The sequence below is a fragment of the Terriglobia bacterium genome (assembly GCA_020072645.1).
Classification (GTDB): Bacteria; Acidobacteriota; Terriglobia; order Terriglobales; family Acidobacteriaceae; genus Angelobacter.
This window is the reverse complement of record JAIQGK010000010.1, coordinates 1-22,609: the sequence shown is the minus strand read 5'-3', so window position 1 is coordinate 22,609 and position 22,609 is coordinate 1. Positions and strand designations below refer to the sequence as shown.

General features: G+C 55.2%; 20 protein-coding genes. 3 read left to right on the top strand and 17 right to left on the bottom strand.

The window, feature by feature from the left end; all coding sequences use genetic code 11:
- Positions 1 to 43 precede the first annotated feature (43 nt).
- Positions 44 to 952 (bottom strand): sulfurtransferase, encoded by a 909-nt coding sequence (locus tag LAO76_14670; protein MBZ5492171.1) that lies wholly within the window; start codon positions 950 to 952, stop codon positions 44 to 46.
- 152 nt (positions 953 to 1,104) lie between these two features.
- Here LAO76_14670 and LAO76_14665 point away from each other — a divergent pair, with 152 nt between their 5' ends.
- Together LAO76_14665 and LAO76_14660 are read left to right on the top strand one after the other, a co-directional pair.
- Positions 1,105 to 1,842, top strand: coding sequence for a DUF4197 domain-containing protein (locus LAO76_14665; protein MBZ5492170.1), 738 nt, complete (start codon positions 1,105 to 1,107; stop codon positions 1,840 to 1,842).
- An 81-nt stretch (positions 1,843 to 1,923) separates the two neighbouring features.
- The gene (locus LAO76_14660; GenBank protein MBZ5492169.1) at positions 1,924 to 3,579 is read left to right on the top strand and encodes a hypothetical protein; all 1,656 of its coding nucleotides are present in this window, start codon (positions 1,924 to 1,926) and stop codon (positions 3,577 to 3,579) included.
- Between the two features lie 19 nt (positions 3,580 to 3,598).
- Here the strand turns inward: LAO76_14660 and LAO76_14655 are convergent, their stop codons facing one another.
- Together LAO76_14655 and LAO76_14650 are read right to left on the bottom strand one after the other, a co-directional pair.
- Positions 3,599 to 4,471: a methyltransferase domain-containing protein gene (locus LAO76_14655; GenBank protein ID MBZ5492168.1), complete on the bottom strand. Its 873-nt coding sequence runs from the start codon at positions 4,469 to 4,471 to the stop codon at positions 3,599 to 3,601.
- A gap of 20 nt (positions 4,472 to 4,491) precedes the next feature.
- Complete coding sequence (locus LAO76_14650) at positions 4,492 to 4,962, bottom strand: rubrerythrin (protein MBZ5492167.1); 471 nt, start codon at positions 4,960 to 4,962, stop codon at positions 4,492 to 4,494.
- A gap of 130 nt (positions 4,963 to 5,092) precedes the next feature.
- On the opposite strand from LAO76_14650, the gene LAO76_14645 reads away from it, so the two are divergent.
- Positions 5,093 to 5,374, top strand: coding sequence for a hypothetical protein (locus tag LAO76_14645; protein MBZ5492166.1), 282 nt, complete (start codon positions 5,093 to 5,095; stop codon positions 5,372 to 5,374).
- 87 nt (positions 5,375 to 5,461) lie between these two features.
- On the opposite strand, the gene LAO76_14640 is transcribed toward LAO76_14645, so the two are convergent.
- The 14 genes from LAO76_14640 to LAO76_14575 form a co-directional block, all read right to left on the bottom strand.
- A complete protein-coding gene (locus LAO76_14640; protein MBZ5492165.1) occupies positions 5,462 to 7,540 on the bottom strand; it encodes a transketolase in 2,079 nt (692 codons plus the stop codon).
- Positions 7,541 to 7,692: 152 nt separating this feature from the next.
- Positions 7,693 to 8,664, bottom strand: coding sequence for an aldo/keto reductase (locus LAO76_14635; GenBank protein MBZ5492164.1), 972 nt, complete (start codon positions 8,662 to 8,664; stop codon positions 7,693 to 7,695).
- Positions 8,665 to 8,746: 82 nt separating this feature from the next.
- Positions 8,747 to 9,394 carry a DUF4230 domain-containing protein gene (locus LAO76_14630; protein MBZ5492163.1) on the bottom strand — a complete coding sequence of 216 codons (648 nt, stop codon included), beginning with the start codon at positions 9,392 to 9,394 and terminating at the stop codon, positions 8,747 to 8,749.
- Between the two features lie 81 nt (positions 9,395 to 9,475).
- A complete protein-coding gene (locus tag LAO76_14625) occupies positions 9,476 to 10,312 on the bottom strand; it encodes an MBL fold metallo-hydrolase (GenBank protein MBZ5492162.1) in 837 nt (278 codons plus the stop codon).
- Positions 10,313 to 10,347: 35 nt separating this feature from the next.
- Complete coding sequence (locus LAO76_14620; protein MBZ5492161.1) at positions 10,348 to 11,124, bottom strand: methyltransferase domain-containing protein; 777 nt, start codon at positions 11,122 to 11,124, stop codon at positions 10,348 to 10,350.
- 36 nt (positions 11,125 to 11,160) lie between these two features.
- On the bottom strand, positions 11,161 to 11,556 hold the full coding sequence (locus LAO76_14615) for a hypothetical protein (protein ID MBZ5492160.1): 396 nt from the start codon (positions 11,554 to 11,556) through the stop codon (positions 11,161 to 11,163).
- A 31-nt stretch (positions 11,557 to 11,587) separates the two neighbouring features.
- Positions 11,588 to 12,937 (bottom strand): FAD-dependent oxidoreductase, encoded by a 1,350-nt coding sequence (locus LAO76_14610; GenBank protein MBZ5492159.1) that lies wholly within the window; start codon positions 12,935 to 12,937, stop codon positions 11,588 to 11,590.
- 95 nt (positions 12,938 to 13,032) lie between these two features.
- Positions 13,033 to 16,599 (bottom strand): pyruvate:ferredoxin (flavodoxin) oxidoreductase, encoded by a 3,567-nt coding sequence (gene nifJ, locus LAO76_14605; GenBank protein ID MBZ5492158.1) that lies wholly within the window; start codon positions 16,597 to 16,599, stop codon positions 13,033 to 13,035.
- 201 nt (positions 16,600 to 16,800) lie between these two features.
- On the bottom strand, positions 16,801 to 18,741 hold the full coding sequence (locus LAO76_14600) for a mechanosensitive ion channel family protein (GenBank protein MBZ5492157.1): 1,941 nt from the start codon (positions 18,739 to 18,741) through the stop codon (positions 16,801 to 16,803).
- A 502-nt stretch (positions 18,742 to 19,243) separates the two neighbouring features.
- On the bottom strand, positions 19,244 to 20,350 hold the full coding sequence (locus LAO76_14595; GenBank protein ID MBZ5492156.1) for a hypothetical protein: 1,107 nt from the start codon (positions 20,348 to 20,350) through the stop codon (positions 19,244 to 19,246).
- Positions 20,351 to 20,512: 162 nt separating this feature from the next.
- Positions 20,513 to 21,010 (bottom strand): cytochrome c, encoded by a 498-nt coding sequence (locus tag LAO76_14590; protein ID MBZ5492155.1) that lies wholly within the window; start codon positions 21,008 to 21,010, stop codon positions 20,513 to 20,515.
- A complete protein-coding gene (locus LAO76_14585; protein ID MBZ5492154.1) occupies positions 21,007 to 22,128 on the bottom strand; it encodes a c-type cytochrome in 1,122 nt (373 codons plus the stop codon). The genes LAO76_14590 and LAO76_14585 overlap by 4 nt, the downstream gene beginning before the upstream one ends.
- A 19-nt stretch (positions 22,129 to 22,147) precedes the next feature.
- Positions 22,148 to 22,426 carry a hypothetical protein gene (locus LAO76_14580; protein MBZ5492153.1) on the bottom strand — a complete coding sequence of 93 codons (279 nt, stop codon included), beginning with the start codon at positions 22,424 to 22,426 and terminating at the stop codon, positions 22,148 to 22,150.
- A gap of 44 nt (positions 22,427 to 22,470) precedes the next feature.
- Positions 22,471 to 22,609 (bottom strand): IS481 family transposase (locus LAO76_14575; protein MBZ5492152.1); only part of this gene is annotated, 139 nt, incomplete at its 5' end.

The following is a 22,609-nucleotide window of genomic DNA, read 5'->3' as shown; positions in this document are numbered from 1 at the left end:
TAGGACAAATGAAGGACATCTGCTTTCTCGACTTTCAGCTTTGTCAGCGCAGCGACTTACCCTGCACCAGTGGCTGGTTGTTTACATCCTTCCATTGATGAATCGAGCCGTCATACACCGCCGCGTCATAGCCCAGATACCTGGCGATGAAATAGTTATGCGATGCCTGCATCCCGACCTCGCAATAGGTCACCAGCTTTTGCCCAGACTTAATGCCGCGCGAAGCAAAGAGCTCTTTCAATTTATCCGGGGGCAACAACACCGGCTTCTTGTTCTCATCTACAACGGTCTCCGCCCAATAAAGGTCTACAGCGCCTGCAATATGGCCATCGGCATAGCGCTTCTCCGGCCGCGAGTCCACCAGCAACTCAGATTTTTGATCTTGCGCGGAGATTTTTTTCACGTCATCCATCATGGCGAGAACTTCAGGGTGAACATGCGGGGTAAAGGTGCCGCGCGCGACCTTGGGTTCCGTCGTTTCCAACGGACGCTTTTCCGCTTTCCACTCAACCATGCCGCCGTCGAGCAGTGCCGTGTGATCGCCATGCCCCATGTAGTCCAGCGTGTAGTATGCGCGGGCGGCCATGGGATACCAATCGGTGGCGTAAACCACCACGCGCGAATCGTTGCTGACACCCAGCTTCTCAAATGTCTCTTTGAGTTTTTCCGGAGACGGCAGCTTGGCATCTCGGCCTTGCACAAAGTCCTCGCCTAGCAGCAAGCGTGCGCCGGGAATGTGGCCCGCATCGTAGCTGGCGCGTTGTGGTCCCATGGATGCGGCCACTTCCAGCACAACAACTTTTGGATCATTCAGGTGCTCGCTTAGCCACTTGGCTGAAACGATCATTTCCGGATGAACTGCTCCATCGGCAGGCTTGGCCGGGACGGAAGAAGAAAGGGCTATAAGGACAATAGCAACCCCGACTCCACATTGAAGCAATTTTCGGATCATAACGTGCCTCCAAAATTCAATCTGCTGGCGCGAGACTTGCGTTATATAGGACAAATACAAGGTCGAGGGTAATATACAGGTTTGGACGGGGCTCGCGCCGTGCCGTTAGCGCAAGAGGGCTTCATTCATTTCATACATATAAGGTGCCAACCATGAAAAAACGCGCCGCCATTCTCCTGCTGGTCGCCGGATTGCTCTCCGCCTGGGCATGGGCCCAGTCTCCGCTGGATGATCTCCGCAAAAGGGCTGAAGAAGCGCTGGGTAAGAAGAGCGGGCCCACCGACGAACGCATTGCCGCCGGATTGAAGGAAGCCCTGAGCGTGAGCACGCGGAGGGCGGTAGCTTCAACGGGGCGCGTTGACGGGTTCCTGAAGAATGCGGCCATTAAGATTCTGCTGCCGGAAAAACTGCGCAACGTTGGCAAAGGCATGCGCCTCATGGGCATGGGGCGGCAGGTGGACGCCCTTGAGATCGGTATGAACCGCGCCGCAGAGCAGGCCGCACCGGCCGCCAAGCAGATATTTATCGATGCTGTAAGTAAGATGACAATCGCAGACGCGCGCCAGATCCTTTCCGGCGGCGATACAGCAGCCACAGAGTATTTCAAGACCGCCAGCACGGAACAATTGACGGCGGCCTTTTCCCCGATTGTGCACCAAGCCATGGAAAATGTGGGCGTTGTAAGGCAATACAATCAACTGATGCAGAACCCGATTGCCGCGCGCGTGGCGGACAGTGAAGGCTTCAATATCGATCAATATGTTGTCGGCAAAACCATGGACGGGCTCTTTTACGTGATGGGTGAAGAAGAACGCAAGATTCGCAAGGATCCCGCAGCGCAAACAACGGCCCTGCTGCGTGAAATTTTCGGTAAGAAGCAAAATCCATAATCCCCCAACCTCTCCAGTCACGCCGCTGGGTGTAGAATTTCAGGAAATCCCGGGCCCACAACTTAACTGGAGAAGCCGACGATGAACCTCCTCCTGATACATATCCTGGCACTGCTCGTGCTTTGCGGATCGATCTCCGCGCAGCAGCATGCCATGCACAGTCAACCTCCCGCCAAGAAAGCCACGCTGATGACAGGGCTGGGAGATTTGCACCATCCTGTTTCAACCAGCAATCCAGAGGCACAGAAATTTTTTGATCAGGGAATGCGCCTGATCTATGCCTTTAACCATGAAGAAGCCGCTGGATCTTTTGAGCGCGCGGCTGAACTCGACCCCAATATGGCAATGGCCTACTGGGGTCTGGCAGAAGCGGTGGGACCAAATTACAACGATCCTGCCGATCCAGACCGTTACAAGAAAGCGCATGAAGCCATCGCCAAAGGTGAGGCGCTTGCGGTCAATGCATCGCCTAGTGAAAAAGGCTATATCGCTGCAATGGCGCTACGGTTTCCGGCAGATCCAGCCGCTGACCATCGTCTAGCGGCGGAGCGTTACCGCAATGCCATGAGCGACGTGGTTAAGCAATTTCCAGATGACCTGGACGCGGCGACGCTTTTTGCTGAAGCCGGCATGGTCCTGCATCCCTGGGGCCTGTGGCGTCCGGATGGCACGCCTGAAGGCGGGACTGAGGACATTATTGCCGCGCTGGAATCGGTGTTGCGGCGCGATCCCAATCACATGGGCGCAATCCACTATTACATTCACGCTGTAGAAGCTTCTCCGAATCCGGAGCGCGCGCTGGCTGCAGCCAATCGGCTGGCTGCACTCGCTCCGGCAGCAGGCCACTTGGTTCACATGCCCGGACACGTTTATATCCGCACCGGCGATTTTGAATCAGCGGTAAAAACCAACCAGCTGGCAGCGTCCGCCGACCGCGCTTATTTACAGGCCAGTGGTTCCGGAGGCTTGTATGGCGCAATGTATTACAGCCACAACCTGCACTTCATTGCCGCATGCTCCAGCATGAATGGCAATTACGCTGAAGCCCACAAGGCCGCAGAAATGCTGGCGGCGCACGTAGGACCGATGGTAAAAGACATACCACCCCTGGAAGGATTCATGACAGTGCCTCTTGCAGTTGAGGTCCGCTTCCAGAAGTGGGACCAGATACTGGCGATGCCGCAGCCGCCGGCCGCCATGCAAACCACCACGGTCTTCTGGCATTTTGCTCGCGGCATGGCCCTGGCGGCAAAAGGCAAGGTGGCCGAAGCTGAAGCCGAAGATCACATCGTGCGCGAAGCCGCGGACAAAACGCCGCCGGACCAGGTGTTTGCCATGCCTGTAAATAACAAAGCCAAAGACGTCTTGAACATTGCCACAAACGTTCTGGGAGCAAAGATCGCGCAGGCAAAGCATGATTCAACGGGTGCAATTTCACTGTTACGCCGCGCGGTCGCCATCCAAGACACGCTGAAGTATGACGAACCGCCAGACTGGTTTTATCCAGTGCGCGAGTCCCTTGGAGCAGTCCTGCTGCTGAATGGGAATGCAGCGGAGGCGGAGAAGGTGTTTCGCGAAGACCTGGACCGCAATCCACGCAATCCACGGTCGCTCTTTGGTTTGGCTGAAGCGTTGCGAGCGCAAAACCGCGCCTATGATGCGCAGTTTGTCGACAAGCAATTTCAAAGCAACTGGAAGAGCACAGAACTTAAATTAAAAGTTGCCGACCTGACTTAGTGGAAAGCACAGAAGAGATTTACTTCACGGCGACGGCGATGTTTACCGTCGCCGTAAATTTTATGCTTGTGCCATCGTAGTATTGGCTGATTGCCTTCAGCACCGCTGCGTCGATTTCCGGGCGCCGGTCCGCCGGGATGGACTGGATCAAAGATGCGAACGGTACAGCCACATCCTGAAAATATTCCCAGACTTCTTCCGGCGTGCCCATCCAGGTCCAGGGTACCGTTATCATTTCTTCCTTCGCCTGCGAAAAGCCAGACTGCCGCAGCGCTTGTGACAGCACGCCTTTGTTCCCCAGGGCAAACATTTTTCGTCCTGATTCCGGCACGACAACGCCGGGCAGCATACGCAATACTGTGCCGATGGTCGTTTGAAAATAAGGCTGCTCCATGGGTCCCCAGACTAGCAGGATGGCCTTGCCCGCGGGCTGAAGGACGCGACGCATTTCGCCTAATGCGTGCGGCAGGTCAGAAAAAAACATGACGCCCAGACGCGACGTAATGCGATCAAAGGTGTTGTCAGCAAATGGTAGATGATGAGCATCCGCCTGCTGGAAGGTGACGTTGGACAGGCTGCGCTGTGTGGCGCGCTCTGCAGCAATTTTGAGCGGCGCCGGGGAAATATCTATGCCGACAACTTCTCCCCCGCCAGCCAGGTCGCTGGCTAACGATATCGACGGCTCACCGGTGCCGCAGGCAATATCGAGCACGCGCATGCCTGGTTGAACCTGCGCTGCTGCCACAATAGCGCGGGTCATGTCATTGCCCATGGCTGCCGACTGGCGACGCCATTTCTGGCTTGCGTTGGCACGGCCAAAGCTGTTCCAGTCTGAGTTCTCTCGGGGCGCGGTCACATTGCTATTATGTCGCATCCTGGCCGCAACAGCCATTCAGGCGAACTATGCCTCTTCTAAAAGTCGTGCGCCTTTGAACTGGAGCGCATTGCGCCCTTCATGGCCCTTTGCCGCGTCTGTATCTTGATGAGTGCCTCCTGGAAGGCCAGTTGATGGAAAGTTTCGTCGCGGCGTATTTCTTCAAAGCGGTGCGCCACCTGCTCATCGCCGTCTTCGCGGGCTTCTTCGGCAAAACGCTTATAAAGCGTATCCACTTCAAAAGATTCTCCGGCGATTGCGTCCGTCACATCCTGTTCGTCGGTCCCCACAAGTTGCAGCAGGTCTGCCTGCTCGGTGAAGTGCTCCATGTATTCCTGGTCTGCGGTCTTATCGAACAGGTCGGCCAATTCGTTGCCGCCGTTGGCGCGTGCATGTTTGGCAAAGAGTTTGTATTTGGCAAAAGCAAAAGCTTCACCCCGCATGGCTTCCAGCAGGTTTGTACGGCTACGGGCGGAGATAGCGTGCTCAGCAAGATTTTTCTCTGTCATAATGGTCTCCAGCACCTCAGTATGGCTGGCACCGCCTTCCGGGAAATGTGCTGGCGGTCACCCTTGGTTGTGACTTACCTCACACCGAATACTCTCGTATAAGGCGCAAATTTGTTAGAGGAGAATTTTTATGAATGCACCACGCATGGCAAACCAGGTTCTCGATAACGTAGCCGAGATCGCGGAGAAGGCGAAAGACCTTTCGGCCAAAGTAAAAGAGCGTCTGGATGACACGTATCATGATTTGGATCGCACTGTCAGGCGCGCAAAGGCTGCGACGGAAGATCGATTGGATGATGTCCGCCAGCAAGTAAAAAACCGTCCTCTTACCTCGGTTGCGGCGGTTGCCGCGGGAGCTTTTGCCGTGGGAATCCTGACGGGATGGTTACTGGGCCGCAAAACGCGGTCTTAGTGCAAGCTGCATGATAATTTCCATTGAATGTTAGTGGCGCTCCGCATATGGCACAGTATGTAGCGGAGCGCTTACTTGTGCCTTGATTCAATTGCTGGTTGCCAGGGCTTCTTCCAGCGCAAACTCTTCCAGCAGGTGCGGACGCATCGCCTTAAGCTTGACGGCCATTAGTTCTTTGCCCTTTGCCGCAATGTGCTCCGCGCTGACCTCAAATTCCTTGATCAGCTCCCACGGAGCGCCGCTATCTCCAAACCGATCTTGCACGCCAATTGCGCCTGTCAGGACGGGCTTGCCATAAAGCTCTTTGCTGGCGGTGATGACGCCACTGACGCGCCATGCCAGCGCGCCTATCTGGTGTTCTTCTGCCGTTACGATGATTCCCGTTTCGCGGGCCGCTCGCACCACTGCGGCTTCGTCCAGAGGCTTGAGCGTATGCATGTTGATCACGCGGGTTTCATAGCCAAATTCATTCTTTAAGATCCAAGCAGCGCGCATGGCTTCAGGCACCATGGGCCCACAGGCGAGGATGGTCAGATCTTCATCCTCGGACACATACTCCTCCGCCAGAACATGCTCAAAGGCATCGATCATCCTGCCTGATTCCCGCCGCAGTCGCAGCACGTTGGCCTTGCCCACAACAAAAGGCGCATCTTCTTTCGTTACGACTGGCGTGGCTTCACGGGCAAAGCGGATGTACTTTGGTCCCACATGATTCAAGAGTAGCGTGGTGGTGGCCTTGCGTGTCTCAACGGCATCGCAAGGCGCCACCACGGTCATGTTCGGCAGGCTCATCATTGCTGAACAATCTTCCAGCGCCTGGTGCGTTGCGCCGTCCGGCCCAACGCTTACGCCGCCATGCGCGCCGGCAATCATCACGTTGAAATTTCCGTAACAGACAGAAGTGCGGATCTGATCAAGGTTGCGCGCCGCGGCAAAAGTGGCGTAGGTGCCAAAGACGGGCAGCTTGCCTTCGCGCGCCAGACCCGCAGCAACGGAGGTGGCCGACTGCTCGGCAATTCCCATGCTCAGCCAGCGCTTCTTTCGCTCAGGATTGTTGGCGTAGAACTCATTAATGGTGATGGAACCGCTGATGTCCAGACCCAGGCAGCAGACACGGGGATCGTCGCCAGCGGCACGCAGGGCTTCTCCAAAACCAGCGCGTGTCGGACGCATTTCAACCTTCATGGTCGGCGCGGAATTCCACCAGTAGCCGGAGCTGAACGTTGGCATTTTTATCTCAAGTCTGGTATCCACCTTATCTTGAAAGGTCCGTGCGGAAGCAAGCAATTCCGTAACGGGCAGCTTGCCGTCGAGATGGAGTTCTGCCAGGGCTTTCTCCAACTCCTGGATGTTGGGTGCGCGGCCATGCCATCCCGGCTGGTTTTCCATGAAGCTCACGCCTTTGCCTTTGATCGTGTAACAGATCAACACCGTCGGACGGCCGGCGGGCACCTGCTTCACGCACTCCAGCGCTTCGACGATCTCCTCCATATCATGCCCATTCACACGCAACACGTGCCAGCCAAAGCTGCGATATTTTTCGTCGAGAGGATCAATGTTCATTACGTCGGCCACAGGACCATCAATCTGGAGCTGGTTCTGGTCGATAATGCCGATCAGGTTGTCCAGTTTGTAATGCGCGGCTTCCATGGCCGCTTCCCAGATCTGGCCCTCCTGCTGCTCGCCATCGCCCATGATGCAAAAAGTCTTCGCCGGAATGCGGTCCATCTTCTGTGCCAGCGCCACGCCCACGGCCATGCTCAGTCCCTGCCCCAGCGATCCGGTGGAAACTTCAACACCGGGCAGTTTCATGCGATGCGGGTGCCCCTGAAACGCCGAGCCAAGCTTGCGCAGCGACATCATGTCTTCTTTATCGAAGTAGGCGGAGAATGCCAGGCCCGTATAGAGCGCAGGGGCTTTGTGCCCGGCAGACCAGATAATGCGGTCGCGCATCTTCCAGTCTGGATTCCGGGGGTCGTGCTCAGCGCAGCGGAGATAAAGCGCTGCGGCAACGTCCATGATAGAAAGCGTCCCGCCGGCGTGGCCTGAACCCGCCGCGCAAAGGGCTGTTAAGCTATAACCGCGCATCAGGGCAGCTTGTTCCTTCAGCTCGTCGATGGAATGTTTTGTAAGAGTCTTGCCGTCAGCTGAGTCGATGATGGCCATTCGAATTTGCCTCAATGGGGTGCGCAAAAGGCAGAGCGCATACCGTGAGAACCATTGTGACGAGCCGCCTCACGAGGCGGCAGTGATGGCTATCACACGCCCGCTAAGCGTATGGATAATCAAGGAAATGGGGCCTATTCCCGCGAAAGCACCTAGTGGTGGCCCAATACTGGATGGGGAACATACGTTGACTCAAGTTCGGCGATTTCCTGCTGCGTAAGCTTGAGGCTGACTGCTGCCACCGCATCCTGCAGGTGGTGTGGCTTGGACGCTCCAACAATCGGGGCAGAAACTTCAGCTTTGTGTAGGAGCCAAGCTAGCGCGACTTGCGCCGGCGGAACGCCACGGATCTTCGCCACCTGGGCCACACTTTCTACAACTCGGTCATCGGCTTCCTGCGTGTAGAGCTTCTTGGTGTAATCATCTTCCCTGGAGCGCACGGTTCCGGTTTTGCGATTCCCAGCAAGCACGCCACGCGCCAGCGGACTCCAAGGCAGGAGGCCCACGCCTTCTGCCCGGCACAAAGGGATCATCTCACGCTCTTCTTCACGATAGAGCAGGTTGTAATGGTTCTGCATCGTGACAAAGCGCGTGATTCCAAGACGATCCGAGGTATGCAGCATTTGCGCAAACTGCCAGGCAAACATTGACGATGCGCCGATGTATCGCACCTTGCCCGACTTCACCACATCATGCAACGCGGTAAGCGTCTCTTCGATCGGCGTCTCATAGTCGAAGCGGTGGATCTGGTAGAGATCAACATAATTTGTGCCCAGGCGGCGCAGGCTGTCGTCAATAGCATGCATGATGTGCTTGCGCGAGAGGCCTTTCTGGTTGGGATCATCGCCCAGCGGAAAGAAGACTTTAGTCGCGATCACCAGTTTGTCACGCGAAGGCCCAAAATCCTTCAGCGCCCGACCCAGTACCTGCTCACTGGCTCCAAGGGAATACATGTCCGCCGTATCAAAAAAGTTGATTCCGGATTCGAGCGCCTGTTTGATAAACGGGCGGCTCTCTTCTTCTTCCAGCACCCACTGCCGCCACTTCTTTGTGCCGTAGGTCATGCAGCCCAGGCATATCCGGGAAATCTTTACGCCGGTAGAACCAAGGTTCGTGTATTCCATTTGCGCCTTTCGTCAGAAACGCTCTTCATGCTTTCAGGATGCGGCAAAGCGAACGACATATTCCTGATTTTCAGGCAAAACGTCAATCCACTTCAACTTTCTCAAAGCCCATCCCCAGGAGCAGTGTCGTTACGGTGGCGCGCGCATTGTCTCGGGCGTTAGAAATGATTCCGCCGAGCGCCGCTTCTTGAAGCAACTCGCCTTCTGCTTCCTGACGAACTTGCGTCTCAAGGTTGGGATCAACCCGGACAAGAAGCCCAGTGTTGCGGGAATATACTTTGGTACGCGCGTTGTCCAGGCGCGTAATCAGAATCTGGGGATTGGGCAAGTGGATATGCACCTCTTTGCCCTGAATCTTGATGTCACTACTTTTCAGGCGGCTGAAATCAATGCCGGCCACAACCTGGCCATGGACGATCATCATTAATCGATCGCCGGCGATGAAGTCAGGCAGGATCGGATTGTCTTTTTCGCCCGTCACGATCTTGTCCATGTTGAAGACCACGGTTTCCATCCTCTGCAAGCGCTGGATACGCTCAATCACGCTGCCCTCACTCGTGATGCGCACGTTACGTCCGCTGAGCAGCGACCAAAATGCCGCCAGCGGGCCTGACTGCACTCGGGCCATAAGAACGGCAAGCAGCAGGGCGATAACTGCGCCTATCAAGAGGCCGGGCAAGAGCGCCGGGCGAGGCCTGCGCAGGGCAGGATTCGTTGATGTTTCCGTCATGGAGCTATTGTAAGTTGCGGCAGGTTAACCGGGACATGACGAAAGGCCGAAGGGTTGAGCCGGACACCGGGAGAATCCTGGCTAGGGGTTCCGCGGCTGACGCTTGGTCAATTGCTGGTAATAAGCTGCGGCATTGTCCTTGAACGTGGCTTCATAGTTTGAGTATTGGCGAAAATTCTTATATGTGTCCAACGCTAGCGAGGCCTGAATGCGCTCCAACGGCATGCCTTGGCGATACATGCGAGCCACCTGGTCCCGAAGCTCGGCCAGATAATTGCGAAACCGCTGCAACTCACTTTTTGTGGCCAGCTCAAAATGTCCGGGAACAACGTGCTCTAACGGCAATGCCAGCATGTGATCGAGCGCGGTGATCCAGTTTTCCATGTCGCCGTCATCCATGGCGGGACAGGAGTTAGTGAGAAAGAGATCACCTGTTGCAATTGCGTGTTCGTCAGGAAAGTAAACAATCAGATCGCCTTGAGTATGAGCCGGGCCGGGATGGTAAATCCGCACTTCGTGTCCATCGAGATAAAGCACAACCCCTTGCGGTCCTGCCGTTTCATTGACCGAGCTTTCCTGAGCCGGCTTTGCTGTTTGTGAGCGCGTGAATGCCGTGCTGATGATGATCGCATCCGGGCCCACCACGCTATTGCCGCCGCGATGATCGGGATGGTAATGCGTGTTCACGATCCATCGAACAGGAGCTGGGGAAATTTTGCGGATTTCATCCAGCAGCTTGCGGCCTTCCTGCGCGTTGAGCCCTGTATCGACGACAAGAATTCCCTGCTCGCTGACGAGGAACGTTGAATTGGCACTGGCATCGTTATCAGAGATGTATGCGTAGAGGTCGGGGCCGATCTTGTGGACCGAAGCGGCGTGGCCAAGCGCCGGAAAGCATGACGCAACCCAAAGAAGCAACGTTGAAAGAAGTCGCTTATGCAAGAGCATATAAATTAGCGGTACGCCACGATGAACATCCGCCGGAATGGAAACAGCACTTTTCCCTGGTCGTTGGGCCTGTAGGCTTCCTGAATTCCCTCCAGGCACAGTTCTTCAAAAAGCTGGCGCTGCTCTGCATCGGGCAGGCGGTCAAGGTAAGGGCGCATGGCGGTGCTTCGAATCCAGTCGAAGACCGCCTTGGGCCCATCCATCACATGTTGATATTCGGTTTCCCAGATATCCACGCGGCTGGCATGTTTGCGCAGGACATCGTAATAAAAAGCGGCTGGATGCACCGTTAACGTGCCGGGCACCGCGGCCATCACTTTGGCCCAGCGAGGATCGCCATTCAGCGCAGCTTCTCGAATGACAGAATGCGCGGGCGAATGGAAATTGTTTGGCATCTGCACGGCCAAAGCTCCACCGGGCGTCACACCATTGATCATGCCGCGAAAAAGTGTCGCATGTCCCGCCACCCAGTGGAACGCAGCATTGGAAAATATCAGATCGACTGCAGGTTCGGGGTTCCAGGTTTCTATATCGCCCAGCACCCACTGCCAGTCAGGATGTTTGGCTTTGGCCTGGGCCAGCATTTCTGGCGAATTGTCCACGCCGGTGATGGCGGCATCGGGCCAGCGCTGGCGCAATTGTTCCGTGCTATTGCCGGGCCCGCAGCCCAGATCGACAATGCGGGCAGGAGTCTCCAGATGAATTTGCGCAATCAGATCGGCCGCTGGGCGCGCGCGTTCGTCGGCGTACTTCAAATATAGATTGGGGTCCCAGACGGGCATCTGCTCAAAGACTTTAATTGCGAGCAGCAGGAAGAATCAAGGCCTGCGCAGAATCCAGCGACCTTCCTCGTTTTCAAAATAAGCCAGCTTGCCATCAATGCAACAAAGAAATGTCGCGAATGTTCGACCGACAATCTCGCCAAGAACTTCGTTGAGATTCATTCTGCGCGCATCTAACTCCAATTCGTCGGATACGACCCAACACTCATCGGCTGCGCCGGATTTCTTCAACAGTATGGAAATGTCTGCTGGATTCTGCTCCGAACTGCGAATAGGAACAATGTAACGCGGATCCAAATGTTTGAAATGACAAAACTCATCTGTAAGCTTACGGCGCTTACGGGAATTGGCGAGGCCTTCAAGATAGCGCTCACGCCGTTCTCTCATGAAAAAAGCTCTGATAAGTTGTTCTTCTTCCCTGGGAAGAGGCACGCATGCCCTCATGTGCTGGAATGTTTAGCGTCTAAGCTGTCACAGCGTTCGCTTTTTCTAACTCAATGGCCGCGAGCATGGCATTGTCCTCAGCAAATTTGAACCACAAAGCGCCGAGCTTCTGTGCTTGTTTTTCTTCAGCCCGGGCCAGCGCTTCAAGGTCAGGCTTGGTGACAACTTGCAGGCCTTTGCGTTCCAGAAATTTTTGCACCTCGGCAGCACCAAAATTGCTTTCGCGCGCTGTCTCCAGATATTTCAGCACATGCACCGCTCCGACTTCAGCGTCGTGCCGCGCGATGCCCACAAGGCCATCACTGGCTTTGCGTGCCCAGCCCACGGCATACATTCCTTCAAGCACCTTGCCGCTTTGCGGATCAAACAACTCATAGGCTGCGCGTTTTGGATCGGTCTGGTCTGGGTTGATGACGTAGCTATCGCGGCTATAGGGCAGGCCAACGGCAGGATCGGCCACGTCACCGATGGCAAAGATCATTGTATCCACATCAAGGGCGGCGGATTTCTCCGTGGCTTTGCAGGCGATGCTGCCGTCACGCTCGAAAAGAACATTTTCGGCAACCGTAAGCCGGTCAATACGACCGCAGGAGTCGGCATGGATGGCCTGCGGCGAACACAAGAAGCGGAATCGCAGGCGGGCCTTGCCTGCCGGATGCTCCGCGGCGGGCGTAGCCAAAACAGGAAAAGTCTCCTCGGCCAGCTTGCCGATGTCTTGCCCGATGGCGGAAAGCTGCGGCTGGATACGGCGCAGCTCTTCATCAAAGGCTTTGCGGTCCAGAAACTCCTCAATGTAATCAAATTCTTTTTTGTCGAACTTCGCTTCAAACGGCCCACGCCGCGCCACCACCACAACTTCTTCGGTGGTCTTTACGGGAGCATCGATCAGGAGCCAGCGCGCAATATCCACCATGACGTTACCCATGCCGACGATCGCAACCCGCTTGCCGGTAGAGAAATCGCGCGAGGTAAATGGCGGAAGAAGGTTGTAGCTGTAAACGAAATCCTTGGCTGCGTAAACTCCGGTGACTTCTTCGCCCGGCAGGCCGAGCTTCTTTGTTCCCTGCGCGCCAATGGCAAAGACGATTGCTGATGGGCCGAACTGCTGCAAATCAGCAATGGAAACCTCAGCCTGAGTTGATACCGGCACATGGCCGAAGTAATGCACGTTGGGAAGGCTTAGCACCTTGGCAAACTGCTTGCGCAGGCCAATCTTCATCTTGTCTTTGGTGGGATAGATGCCATACTCAGCCAGGCCACCGGGCTTGATGTCGCGGTTCAGAATGATGACCTGATGTCCGCCCTGTGCGATTTTCTGGGCGGCAAACATTCCTGCTGGTCCTGCACCAACCACAAAGACAGTCTTCACGCGTCTTCCCTCCAACGATTTTGCACAACTTAAATCAAACGCAGGCATTACCCAATGCGCGTTTGAAACGGGCTTTAATAGCGGCAGCTTCCTTATTATCCCTTACCATTCGTGCCCATGCTCGCCCAAGTTTCATACATTTTCCAGCGGGCAGCCACGTCTTCGCGTGCTTCCTCAAGCAGCTTTTTGGCCTCTTCCGGGTGCGATTGCCGCAGCATGCTGTAGCGCGTCTCATTGTAAATGTAGTCTTCCAGCGGCACTGAAGGCGCTTTGGAATCGAGTTGCATAGGGTTCTTGCCTTCCGCGGTGCGCCGGGGATCAAAGCGGAACAGCGGCCAATGTCCAGACTGCACTGCGAGCTTTTGCTGGCTCAGTCCGTGCTTCATGTCGATTCCGTGAGCAATGCAGGTGGCATAGGCGATGATCAATGACGGCCCGTTGTAAGCTTCGGCTTCGTTAAAGGCCTTGAGTGTTTGCATGTCCCCCGCGCCCATGGCAACGCGCGCTACATAAACATTGCCGTATGTCATGGCAAGCAGAGCCAGGTCTTTCTCAGCTGTCGTTTTGCCAGCCGCTGAGAAGCGCGCCACTGCGCCACGCGGTGTGGCTTTGGAAGTCTGCCCACCCGTGTTGGAATAGACTTCGCTGTCAAGGACTAGAATATTCACGTTTTCGCCGGAAGCAAGCACATGGTCCAGGCCGCCGTAACCAATGTCATAGGCCCAGCCATCGCCCCCAACGATCCATACATTGCGCTTGACCAGCGAATCAGCCAATACCGTCAACTCACGGGCATCGCGGTCTTGCGGGCTGAGCCGCAGGAGGTTCTTGAGCAACTCTACCCGCTGACGCTGCTTGCGTATGCCCGCTTCATTCGACTGATCAGCCTCGCAGATCGAGGTCGCCAATTCAGGCCCAATCGTTTCGGTGAGCCGCATTACCAGCTCACGCGCGTACTCAGCGTGATTGTCTTGCGAAAGGCGGATTCCCAGGCCAAACTCTGCATTGTCTTCAAACAATGAGTTGGCCCAGGCGGTTCCGCGACCGTCATTGTTGAACGTGTAAGGCGTTGTCGGCAAATTGCCGCCGTAAATCGATGAGCACCCGGTGGCATTGGCAACGATGGTGCGATCGCCAAAAAGCTGTGTCATCAGCTTGATATATGGGGTTTCACCACAGCCAGAGCAGGCACCGGAAAATTCAAACAGCGGTTGCAGGAGCTGCACATCCTTTACCTGACCAAAGGAAAGCTTCTCACGATTAAATTCCGGCAGGCCCAAAAAGAATTCCCAGTTTTTTGCTTCGCGCTGGCGAATCGGGGGCTGCGGGACCATATTCAGCGCTTTGTGGTTCGGGTCCGTCTTGCTCTTGGCCGGGCATACATCAACGCAAAGAGTGCAACCGGTGCAGTCTTCCGGTGAAACCTGGAGCGTGTACTTCATTTCCCCCAGATCTTTCCAGCGTGCCGGAGCGGAAAGGAACGATTCAGGCGCGTTGACAAGCTTTTCATCGTCATAGACCTTGGCGCGAATGACAGCATGGGGGCAAACCAGCACGCACTTGCCACACTGAATGCACAGTTCCTTGTCCCACTCAGGAATTTCCAGAGAAATATTTCGTTTTTCCCACTGCGCAGTGCCTGACGGAAAGGTGCCATCCACAGGCATCTTGCTTACGGGCAGAAAATCGCCATCACCCTGAATGATTGGGCCAAGCACTTCACGCACAAACGCGGGAGCCTGCTCAGGAACCGGAGGCTGGAGATCGATAGTGCTTAAGGACTCCACGGGAACTTTGACTTCGAACAAGTTTTCCAGCGTCTGATCGACGGCGGCAAAATTCTTATCCACCACAGCCTGGCCGCGCTTTCCGTATGTCTTGCGGATGGCACTCTTAATGGCCATAATCGCCTGAAAACGAGGCAGGACGTTGCTGATGGCGAAGAAGCAGGTCTGCATGATGGTATTGATTCGACCGCCCATGCCTGTCTCGCGTGCGACTTTGTAGGCATCAATCACATGGAATTTGAGCTTACCGGCAATAATTTCTTCCTGGATGGTGCGCGGCAGATGGTCCCAAACATCGTCCGGGCCAAAGGGACTGTTCAAAAGAAAAGTTGCACCCAGCTCGGCGCATTTCAAAAGGTTGAGCCGCTCCAAGAATGAAAATTGATGGCATGCAATAAAGTTAGCGCGCGTAATGAGATAGCTGGAGCGAATGGGCCGCGGCCCGAAGCGCAGGTGCGATGTGGTCATCGAACCTGACTTCTTCGAGTCATACACAAAATATCCCTGCGCGAAAAGATCGGTATCTTCACCAATGATCTTGATGGAATTCTTGTTCGCGCCCACGGTCCCATCCGCTCCCAGCCCATAAAACAGAGCTCGCACTGTATCTGGTTCCTCGGTAGAAAATGCAGGATCATAGTCGATGCTGGTGTGCGTGACATCGTCAACAATTCCAACCGTAAAATGGTTTTTGCTCTTCTCTTTTGCCAGCTCGTCAAACACGCCCTTCACCATGCCCGGCGTAAATTCCTTGGATGAGAGGCCATATCGGCCGCCGATCACCTTCGGCATCGGCTGCACCAGGTGCGTTGACTGCGACTCAGCCTCACTGAGCGCGGTGACAACGTCCATATAGAGCGGCTCTCCCACCGCGCCCGGCTCCTTGCTGCGATCCAGCACGGCGATAGCTTCAACCGTGGGAGGCAAGGCATGCAAAAAGTGCTCAATGGAGAAAGGCCGGTAGAGCCGCACCTTGAGCACTCCAAATTTGGCCCCGCGGCGGTTGAGGTGATCAACCGCCTCTTGCGCGACCTCTGCGCCGGAGCCCATAAGCACAAGAACCTGTTCCGCGTCGGGAGCGCCAACATAATCAAACAGTTTGTATTGGCGACCGGTCAGCGCGGCGAATTTGTCCATGGCGTTCTGCACGATCGTTGGCGCAGCAAGATAGAAGGAATTGGCCGCTTCGCGCTCCTGAAAGTAAACATCAGGGTTCTGCGCCGTGCCGCGAATGAAAGGATGATCGGGCGAGAGTGCCGCCTCGCGATGGCGGCGCACCAGATCGTCACTGATCATGGCTTGTATGTCTTCCGCCGAAAGCTGTTCTACCTTGGCGACCTCATGCGAGGTCCTGAAACCATCAAAGAAATGCACAAAAGGAATACGCGATTCAAGCGACGCGGCGTGCGCGATCAAAGCGAAGTCCATGGCTTCCTGAACGGAATTGGAAGCCAGCATTGCCCAACCGGTTTGGCGAACAGCCATCACATCCTGGTGATCGCCAAAAATGGAGAGGGCGTGTGTGGCCAGCGAACGCGCCGCAACATGAATCACAGCCGGGGTAAGCTCTCCGGCAATCTTGTACATGTTGGGAATCATCAAGAGCAGTCCCTGCGCGGAAGTAAACGTCGTTGCCAGCGAACCACCCTGCAGGGCCCCGTGCAAAGCGCCGGCAGCGCCAGCTTCACTCTGCATTTCAATCACGCGCGGCACTGAGCCCCAGATGTTCTGCCTGCCCTCTGACGACCATTGGTCCGCCAGTTCGCCCATAGTGGATGAAGGCGTTATGGGATAAATGGCAATTACCTCATTGGTCTGGTGGGCCACGTAGGCTGCGGCTTCATTGCCGTCGATTGTGACTCTGGGTCTGTTCATAAGAAGTGGTATGGGGCCGCCGATGGGTGCATACGGACGACCCCATTCCTCTCAGTTGCGTCAAAGGACGCTTGTTACCTTCTATACTCGTGCAACAGTAGCAGATTGACTGTGACGAAGATCACGCAAGCGGGAACCCGCTGAAATAGAGGGGATTGCGGTTCAGCGATGAATCAGAGGCGCGGCATCGCCCGGAAAAATTTAGCTCTTTACCGGTTCGACTGGCGCTTCTTCCGTCCGGATCGTAGGTCCGGCGGAAACCTGCAGGCGAAGGCTGGGATCGCGCTCCAGCGCGTCAAGGATTTCACGGGTTACACGATTATCGATCTCGCCAGCATGCTCCAGGTCAACCGGATAGCGAATCACCACTTCAAGCGCTGTTTGCGTGAGATGGAGCCGGCTCTCCGGACAAAAAGCCGCGATGGTGGAGTTTAAGGAACGTTCAACATTGCGTCGCTGCACTTCCATCCGGTCTCGATACTCAGCAAAAACTTTGTTCACGGCTTCCATCATGCGCTGTTCCACCTGGCGATAATGGCCCTTTGGGTCGAGTGTAAGCGTGATCTCATGCCAGAGAAAATTGGTTCCGGGAATTTGCTTGAACATGCCCGAGTTGGCCTGAAACACCACAGAATTGGAAAACGCTACGACACGTCCTGTGGGAAGCGGCGCCGGACCGCCAGTAACTTCCATTAACTGCAGCCGCACCAGTCCGATATCGACAACATCACCGGTGACCCCCGCGATGTTCACGCGATCACCCACGCGAACGCCGTACTTGCCGATCAGGAAAAAATAGCCGGCAACCGAAAGAATGACATTTTGCAGCGCCACAGCGATGCCCGCGGTCATCAGGCCGGCGAATGTAGTAATGGCGCCGAGTTCGCTGACAACCGCCGTCGCAATAATAATGGCCATGAGACACCACAAAACGATGCGGCGAATCAGCAGGAACTGGTAGCGGCGGCGCACGTCTGGAATGTAACGGAACGTGGCGCGTTTCCAGACTTCCGAAACCCCCAGCACCACGCCCAAAACCAGAGCCAGCACGGCGAGCCGCAACAGCAATCCCTTGAGTTCAGCCTTGTACTGGCTATCAACGGCGTTACGCCAATTGGTGGTCGAACGCTTGTAAACATCGAGCAGGATTGACTGCTTGCCCAGGGGCATCAGGCTCGCCGAGACCTGCTTGAACTGCGCGGTGAGTGCATCAAGATCTTTTCTCTGCTGTGCCAGCACCTTGGGGTCCTGCGAATCCGGCTGGCCCGCCACATCATCACCTTTTTGGGTAAGCTCTCTGATTTTTGCCACGAGCGGCGCGCGCAAAGTTTTTGAGCTTTGGTAAAGCGCATCCGTCTGTCCCAGGTTGTCGTCCAGCGCACGCAGCTTGCGCCGCAGGGAAAACAAATCCGTAGCCAAGGCCAGAATGCCCGTGGGCGTTTCCTTGCGTTCACGCGAAGCGACCACCGCCGGGGAAGTGGAGTTGTTTGCGGCTGAGTTTGAGCCGGTCTGTTCCTTGGTTTCGGCAGAAGCTATGGGGATAGTGCGCGCCAGCTCTTCTACCTGTGAGAGAAGACTGCCCGAGCCCAAGCCGCTCGACGCCGTTCCAGTGGCAAACTGAAGCATGCTACGCAGAGTGTCGCGGCGTGTCTGGAACAACTGGAGCTCGCCTTCAGTCTCTGAGATCACGGCAAGCAGCGTGGTGCGTTTCTTGCCGGTTGCAGTCTCTAGCTGTTGGTGAAAGTTATCCAGTTCCTGTTGCAGGCCTTTTACCTGCTGGTCAGCCTTGCTGGCCGAATCAATCAGCCTTTGATACTGGGAGGGCGCCTGCGCCGTGTTTGCTCCGTGCTCTGTCGGGCTGGCCAGCGCCTGCGCGCGTGCGCGGGCATAATCGAATGCAAGCTTTACCACTTGATCTGCCAACTGCCGGCTGTCATTGAGAAAAAGCGCGTCACTGGGTTCACTCACCAACTGCTGCTCGGCTGTGAGCTGCCGGGACCACACGATGGTCTGATTGAGAAAAGAAATAATATCTTCAGCGCTGCCGGACTGGACGGCATTTGCGTCTTTTTGGGACGCACCATTGCTGAATTGCGCGTGGCTGAGGATTCCGCCGAGAATAAAGATGGCCGAGAAAATCAAAACCGATTTTCTGATTGTGCGAGCCTTAGCTCGCGTCATCATAGGCATATTGGAATTGTATTCGAGGGCTGCGGCAGTTGCATGACGGCCGAAACCCGCATTGACTGCTCTGGCAATGAGAGCTCAAGGGCAATAAAAAAGGGTGTTCCGATGAACACCCGTTATAACTATTTTCCCTTGTTGAAGTTCACGGAGACTTGGCTCCGCTAATCTGCTACTTTTTCTTCTTTTTCTTGGCTGCTTTTTTCTTGGTTGCCATGAGTTGAATGCCCTCCTTAAGAAGATTTAGTTGCTTTGGAGCCCGATCTCACTCTTTTGAAGCCCAACGCATTGTACCGTTGGATGCTTACACACAAGATATTGAGGTACTGATGTTGCATTGTCAACAAAAAAATGCATGTCGGAATGGAGACGCTCGCATTCTGCCTTCAAGTGCCCAGCAGACAGGGCAATGAGAAACAATTCAAGTTTGATTTTCGACAAAAGCTTTGCTGCGGCGAATCTATTTGTGTGGCGGCTCTGACACCTGAGGGAACGCCGTGTTTTTATCGAAACAGAAATTCACGAACTGCGGCGTATAGCGCCGGCTTATGGCAGGAGGAGTGTCCTCCTTCTTGATCTCTTCAAACTTGAAATCGATCTTTCCGTCCTGATGGACGGTGCCCAGCAGGTAACCGTACACCTTGGTCCGCGCTTCTTGTGCGCGCCGCGCGTCCGGCGGCAACGCATAACGCACAGCGCCGGCGGTGCCAACGATCCAACCCGGCAGTTGGCCGCCGTGGTGCTCCCAATATTCAGAGTTGAAGATGCCGCTCATGTAGAAATGCGAGTGGCTGGCCAGAAGATAAACATTTTTGCTGGTCTTTTTCTTGAAATCCAAGAGATCGGTATAAACACGGCGGCCACTTTCAACGCCCACCAGCCAATCGCTCATGCTGTGGCCAATGGCAACGCTATCCGGCAACGCGGCATGCATGCCCGCGACAACCGCGCGGACTTCAGGGTTCGAAGAAGCGCGCTCCAGAACTCCTTCTAGCCACGTCACCTGCCTCGGAGAAAACTGATCAAGAGTGGCGTTATCCAGATAAATAAAATCGACACCGCCCTGTATCCAGTGAAAGTATGTGGTGGGAGTGGTGGCACGCGGATTATCCGCAAGCCGCTGGTTCTTGAGTGGAGCAGAATCAAGCCACTGAGCGAATTTTTCCGCAAACTGGTCACGGGTTTTAGGCGGCGTAGTTTCATGGTTGCCAATGCCCACAAACACCGGCATGGAACCAAACGCGCTGATCTGGTGCTGGATGAAGTCATCCCAGGCATCTTTCAGGTATTCATCCTTCTGAATGGTCTTGCCGCGATGCTCCGGGCTGGCCTGATAATCTTCATCAATGCCATAGATGGCGCGCAGGTCGCCCAGATGCCAGTAAAAAGCAGCCTTATGCTTTGCCGCACTGGCGGCAAGAGAGGGCACCACTACGTCGCCACAATTGCGTGAGTCACCGGAAACGGCAAAAGTCCAATCCGATGCGTCCTGCTGGTGACGCTTAGTCTGTGCCACTCCCGCAGATGCAAGCAGCGCCATAAGCACCGCTAACCTGATCATTTTCATTCATTGACCTCAAGGCCGCGCCAGAATCAACTCGCGATCGTAAGATCAAATCTAATTCCAGTCTTTGCGGATGTGCAACTAGCGATGCATAGACCGATTGAGGGTCCTTGAGCTTTCATCAAAAAAAACTCCCGGACCCTCACTCAGAAATACGTGGTGCGACTAGAGCCACTGCAGATCAGGGCGAAAACGCTTGTGGCAGCTTTGACAGGTGCTATCAAGGTGCATGAAGAAGTTGATCACTTCAGGAGAATCATGTTTTTTCGCCGCGCGGCCCAGTTCTTCCGCCACACGAGAAAGTTGCAGGCGTCTTTCTTCAAAGAACTTCACGTCGTCACTGCTCCAACCCTGGTCTTTATAGATGGCTTCGTAAGCAGAAAGGTCCCTGGACATGTCCACGATATGGGCAGAAGACGTAGCGATAGTATCCATCTTTTGCGCATCAAGCGGACGATCATGCCACACGGTAAAGCTCAGGAAGGTATATTCCTGATGGATGCGGGCCTGCATAAACTTCCGCAGATCTTCGCGGTTCTGCACTGCCGGATGCGTTCCAGCAGGCACTGAAGCGGTTACATGGCCCGTACGCAGCCTGTAACCGGCAAGCGCAAGAATGCACGTGAACAACGTTACCAGGATCCCCACTCTGATTCTGCTCATTGCCGGCCCGGTTCTCCCTTGGAATGCACATCAGCTTCCGGATACATGGCAGGAGCTTTCATTTGTGGCAGGGTCCCATTGAGCGATTTCATGAATGCAACCAGGTCAGCTTTTTCCTGGGCGGTTAGATTCAGCTTGTAGATCAGCTTTGATTTGTTCGGCGCGTCGCCGCCGCCGCGGTCATAAAGTTCGATGACTTCCTCGAGTGTGGCGCTGGAGCCATCATGCATATAAGGCGACGTAAGCGCGATGTTGCGCAGTGTCGGCGTTTTGAATGCATTGCGATCTTCCGGGTTCCTGGTGACTGCGAAACGTCCCACATCGTCAGGACTGCCGTGTGCGGGCGCTATTCCAAGATTGTGGTATTTGTTATCGGTAAAGTTTGGGCCGTTATGGCATTCCGAACATGCCGCCTTGCCGATAAACAAGATCAGCCCGCGCTTCTCGGCATCAGAAAGGGCGGTCTTATCACCTATTGCGTACCGATCAAAGCGCGAGTCTGGCGTAACCAGCGTGCGCTCAAAAGCAGCGACCGCCCTGGTAACGCTATCGAGCGATGGCGAACCGCCGAAAATATTCTGGAAGTCATGACGGTAACCAGGAATGGAGCTGAGACGATCAACCAGATGCTTCTCATCCAGCATATTCATTTCAGCAGGAGCAAGAAGCGGGCCTTTGCACTGTTCGTCGAGAGTAGCGGCGCGGCCATCCCAGAACTGAGCAGAGTTGTAGGCCGCGTTCAGGACAGTCGGAGAATTTCTTGGGAGTAACGCTCCCTTAAAGCCCTTGGCGCGAGGCAGACCATCCGCAAATGCCTTTTCCGGACTGTGGCGGGTAGCGCAACTGCTGGCCCGATCCAGAGAAAGGCGGGTATCAAAGAAAAGCTTCTTTCCCAGCTCAATCTTGGCCACCGATTGCGGGTTATCTGCCGGAATTGGAACGGCCGGCAATGCAGCCAGACCACCGGGCAGCGTTTTCAGCGTGTCCAGCATTTGAGGCGTGATCGCGGGAGGCGGCGGCCTGTGTTCTTCCGCAGAGAACCCTCTGAGACTTAAGAACAAGAGCGCACTGAGAGCAACTCCAACAGTCGTCCGGTAAACGATTTCATGTCTTGCCATAATCTTGCATGCTCCTTGCTTACTGCCTGGCCAACGCGGTGGACTGAGCGCCGGCTTCCAGATTGATGTCCGCAGTGACGGTGCCTGTGGCAGGAACGATGATCGTTTTTTCCATCATGTGTGAGCGCTGATGCCATGCCTTCAACACGTATTTTCCAGGCGGCACATCAGCCAGGGTGAAGGAATGGCCGGGCATGCCATTGGCAAAATATTTTGTGGGGACCACAAAGACCCTTGCATGCATCTGGTGGTGAATAGAGCAAAACACGTCCACGATCCCGGTCTGAGCAAATACCACAGTGCGGGACTCGCCTTTGGCATACAAGCCGAGATTGAACTGGTTTAGATGTGGAGTCTCAAGAGGTTGTTCCGATCGAGGCCGGAGCGGCTGATAGGTGGAACATGGTTGAGGCTACCATGAGGACGGTGCCAGTTGTAATGGTGAAGCCAGGGAAGAAGATGTTCGTGACGGTGTTGCGAG

Coding starts and splice junctions, on each gene's coding strand:
- LAO76_14670 (MBZ5492171.1), bottom strand. CDS start 952: ATGATCCGAAAATTGCTTCAATGTGGAGTCGGGGTTGCTATTGTCCTT.
- LAO76_14665 (MBZ5492170.1), top strand. CDS start 1,105: ATGAAAAAACGCGCCGCCATTCTCCTGCTGGTCGCCGGATTGCTCTCC.
- LAO76_14660 (MBZ5492169.1), top strand. CDS start 1,924: ATGAACCTCCTCCTGATACATATCCTGGCACTGCTCGTGCTTTGCGGA.
- LAO76_14655 (MBZ5492168.1), bottom strand. CDS start 4,471: ATGGCTGTTGCGGCCAGGATGCGACATAATAGCAATGTGACCGCGCCC.
- LAO76_14650 (MBZ5492167.1), bottom strand. CDS start 4,962: ATGACAGAGAAAAATCTTGCTGAGCACGCTATCTCCGCCCGTAGCCGT.
- LAO76_14645 (MBZ5492166.1), top strand. CDS start 5,093: ATGAATGCACCACGCATGGCAAACCAGGTTCTCGATAACGTAGCCGAG.
- LAO76_14640 (MBZ5492165.1), bottom strand. CDS start 7,540: ATGGCCATCATCGACTCAGCTGACGGCAAGACTCTTACAAAACATTCC.
- LAO76_14635 (MBZ5492164.1), bottom strand. CDS start 8,664: ATGGAATACACGAACCTTGGTTCTACCGGCGTAAAGATTTCCCGGATA.
- LAO76_14630 (MBZ5492163.1), bottom strand. CDS start 9,394: ATGACGGAAACATCAACGAATCCTGCCCTGCGCAGGCCTCGCCCGGCG.
- LAO76_14620 (MBZ5492161.1), bottom strand. CDS start 11,124: ATGCCCGTCTGGGACCCCAATCTATATTTGAAGTACGCCGACGAACGC.
- nifJ (MBZ5492158.1), bottom strand. CDS start 16,599: ATGAACAGACCCAGAGTCACAATCGACGGCAATGAAGCCGCAGCCTAC.
- LAO76_14595 (MBZ5492156.1), bottom strand. CDS start 20,350: ATGAAAATGATCAGGTTAGCGGTGCTTATGGCGCTGCTTGCATCTGCG.
- LAO76_14590 (MBZ5492155.1), bottom strand. CDS start 21,010: ATGAGCAGAATCAGAGTGGGGATCCTGGTAACGTTGTTCACGTGCATT.
- LAO76_14585 (MBZ5492154.1), bottom strand. CDS start 22,128: ATGGCAAGACATGAAATCGTTTACCGGACGACTGTTGGAGTTGCTCTC.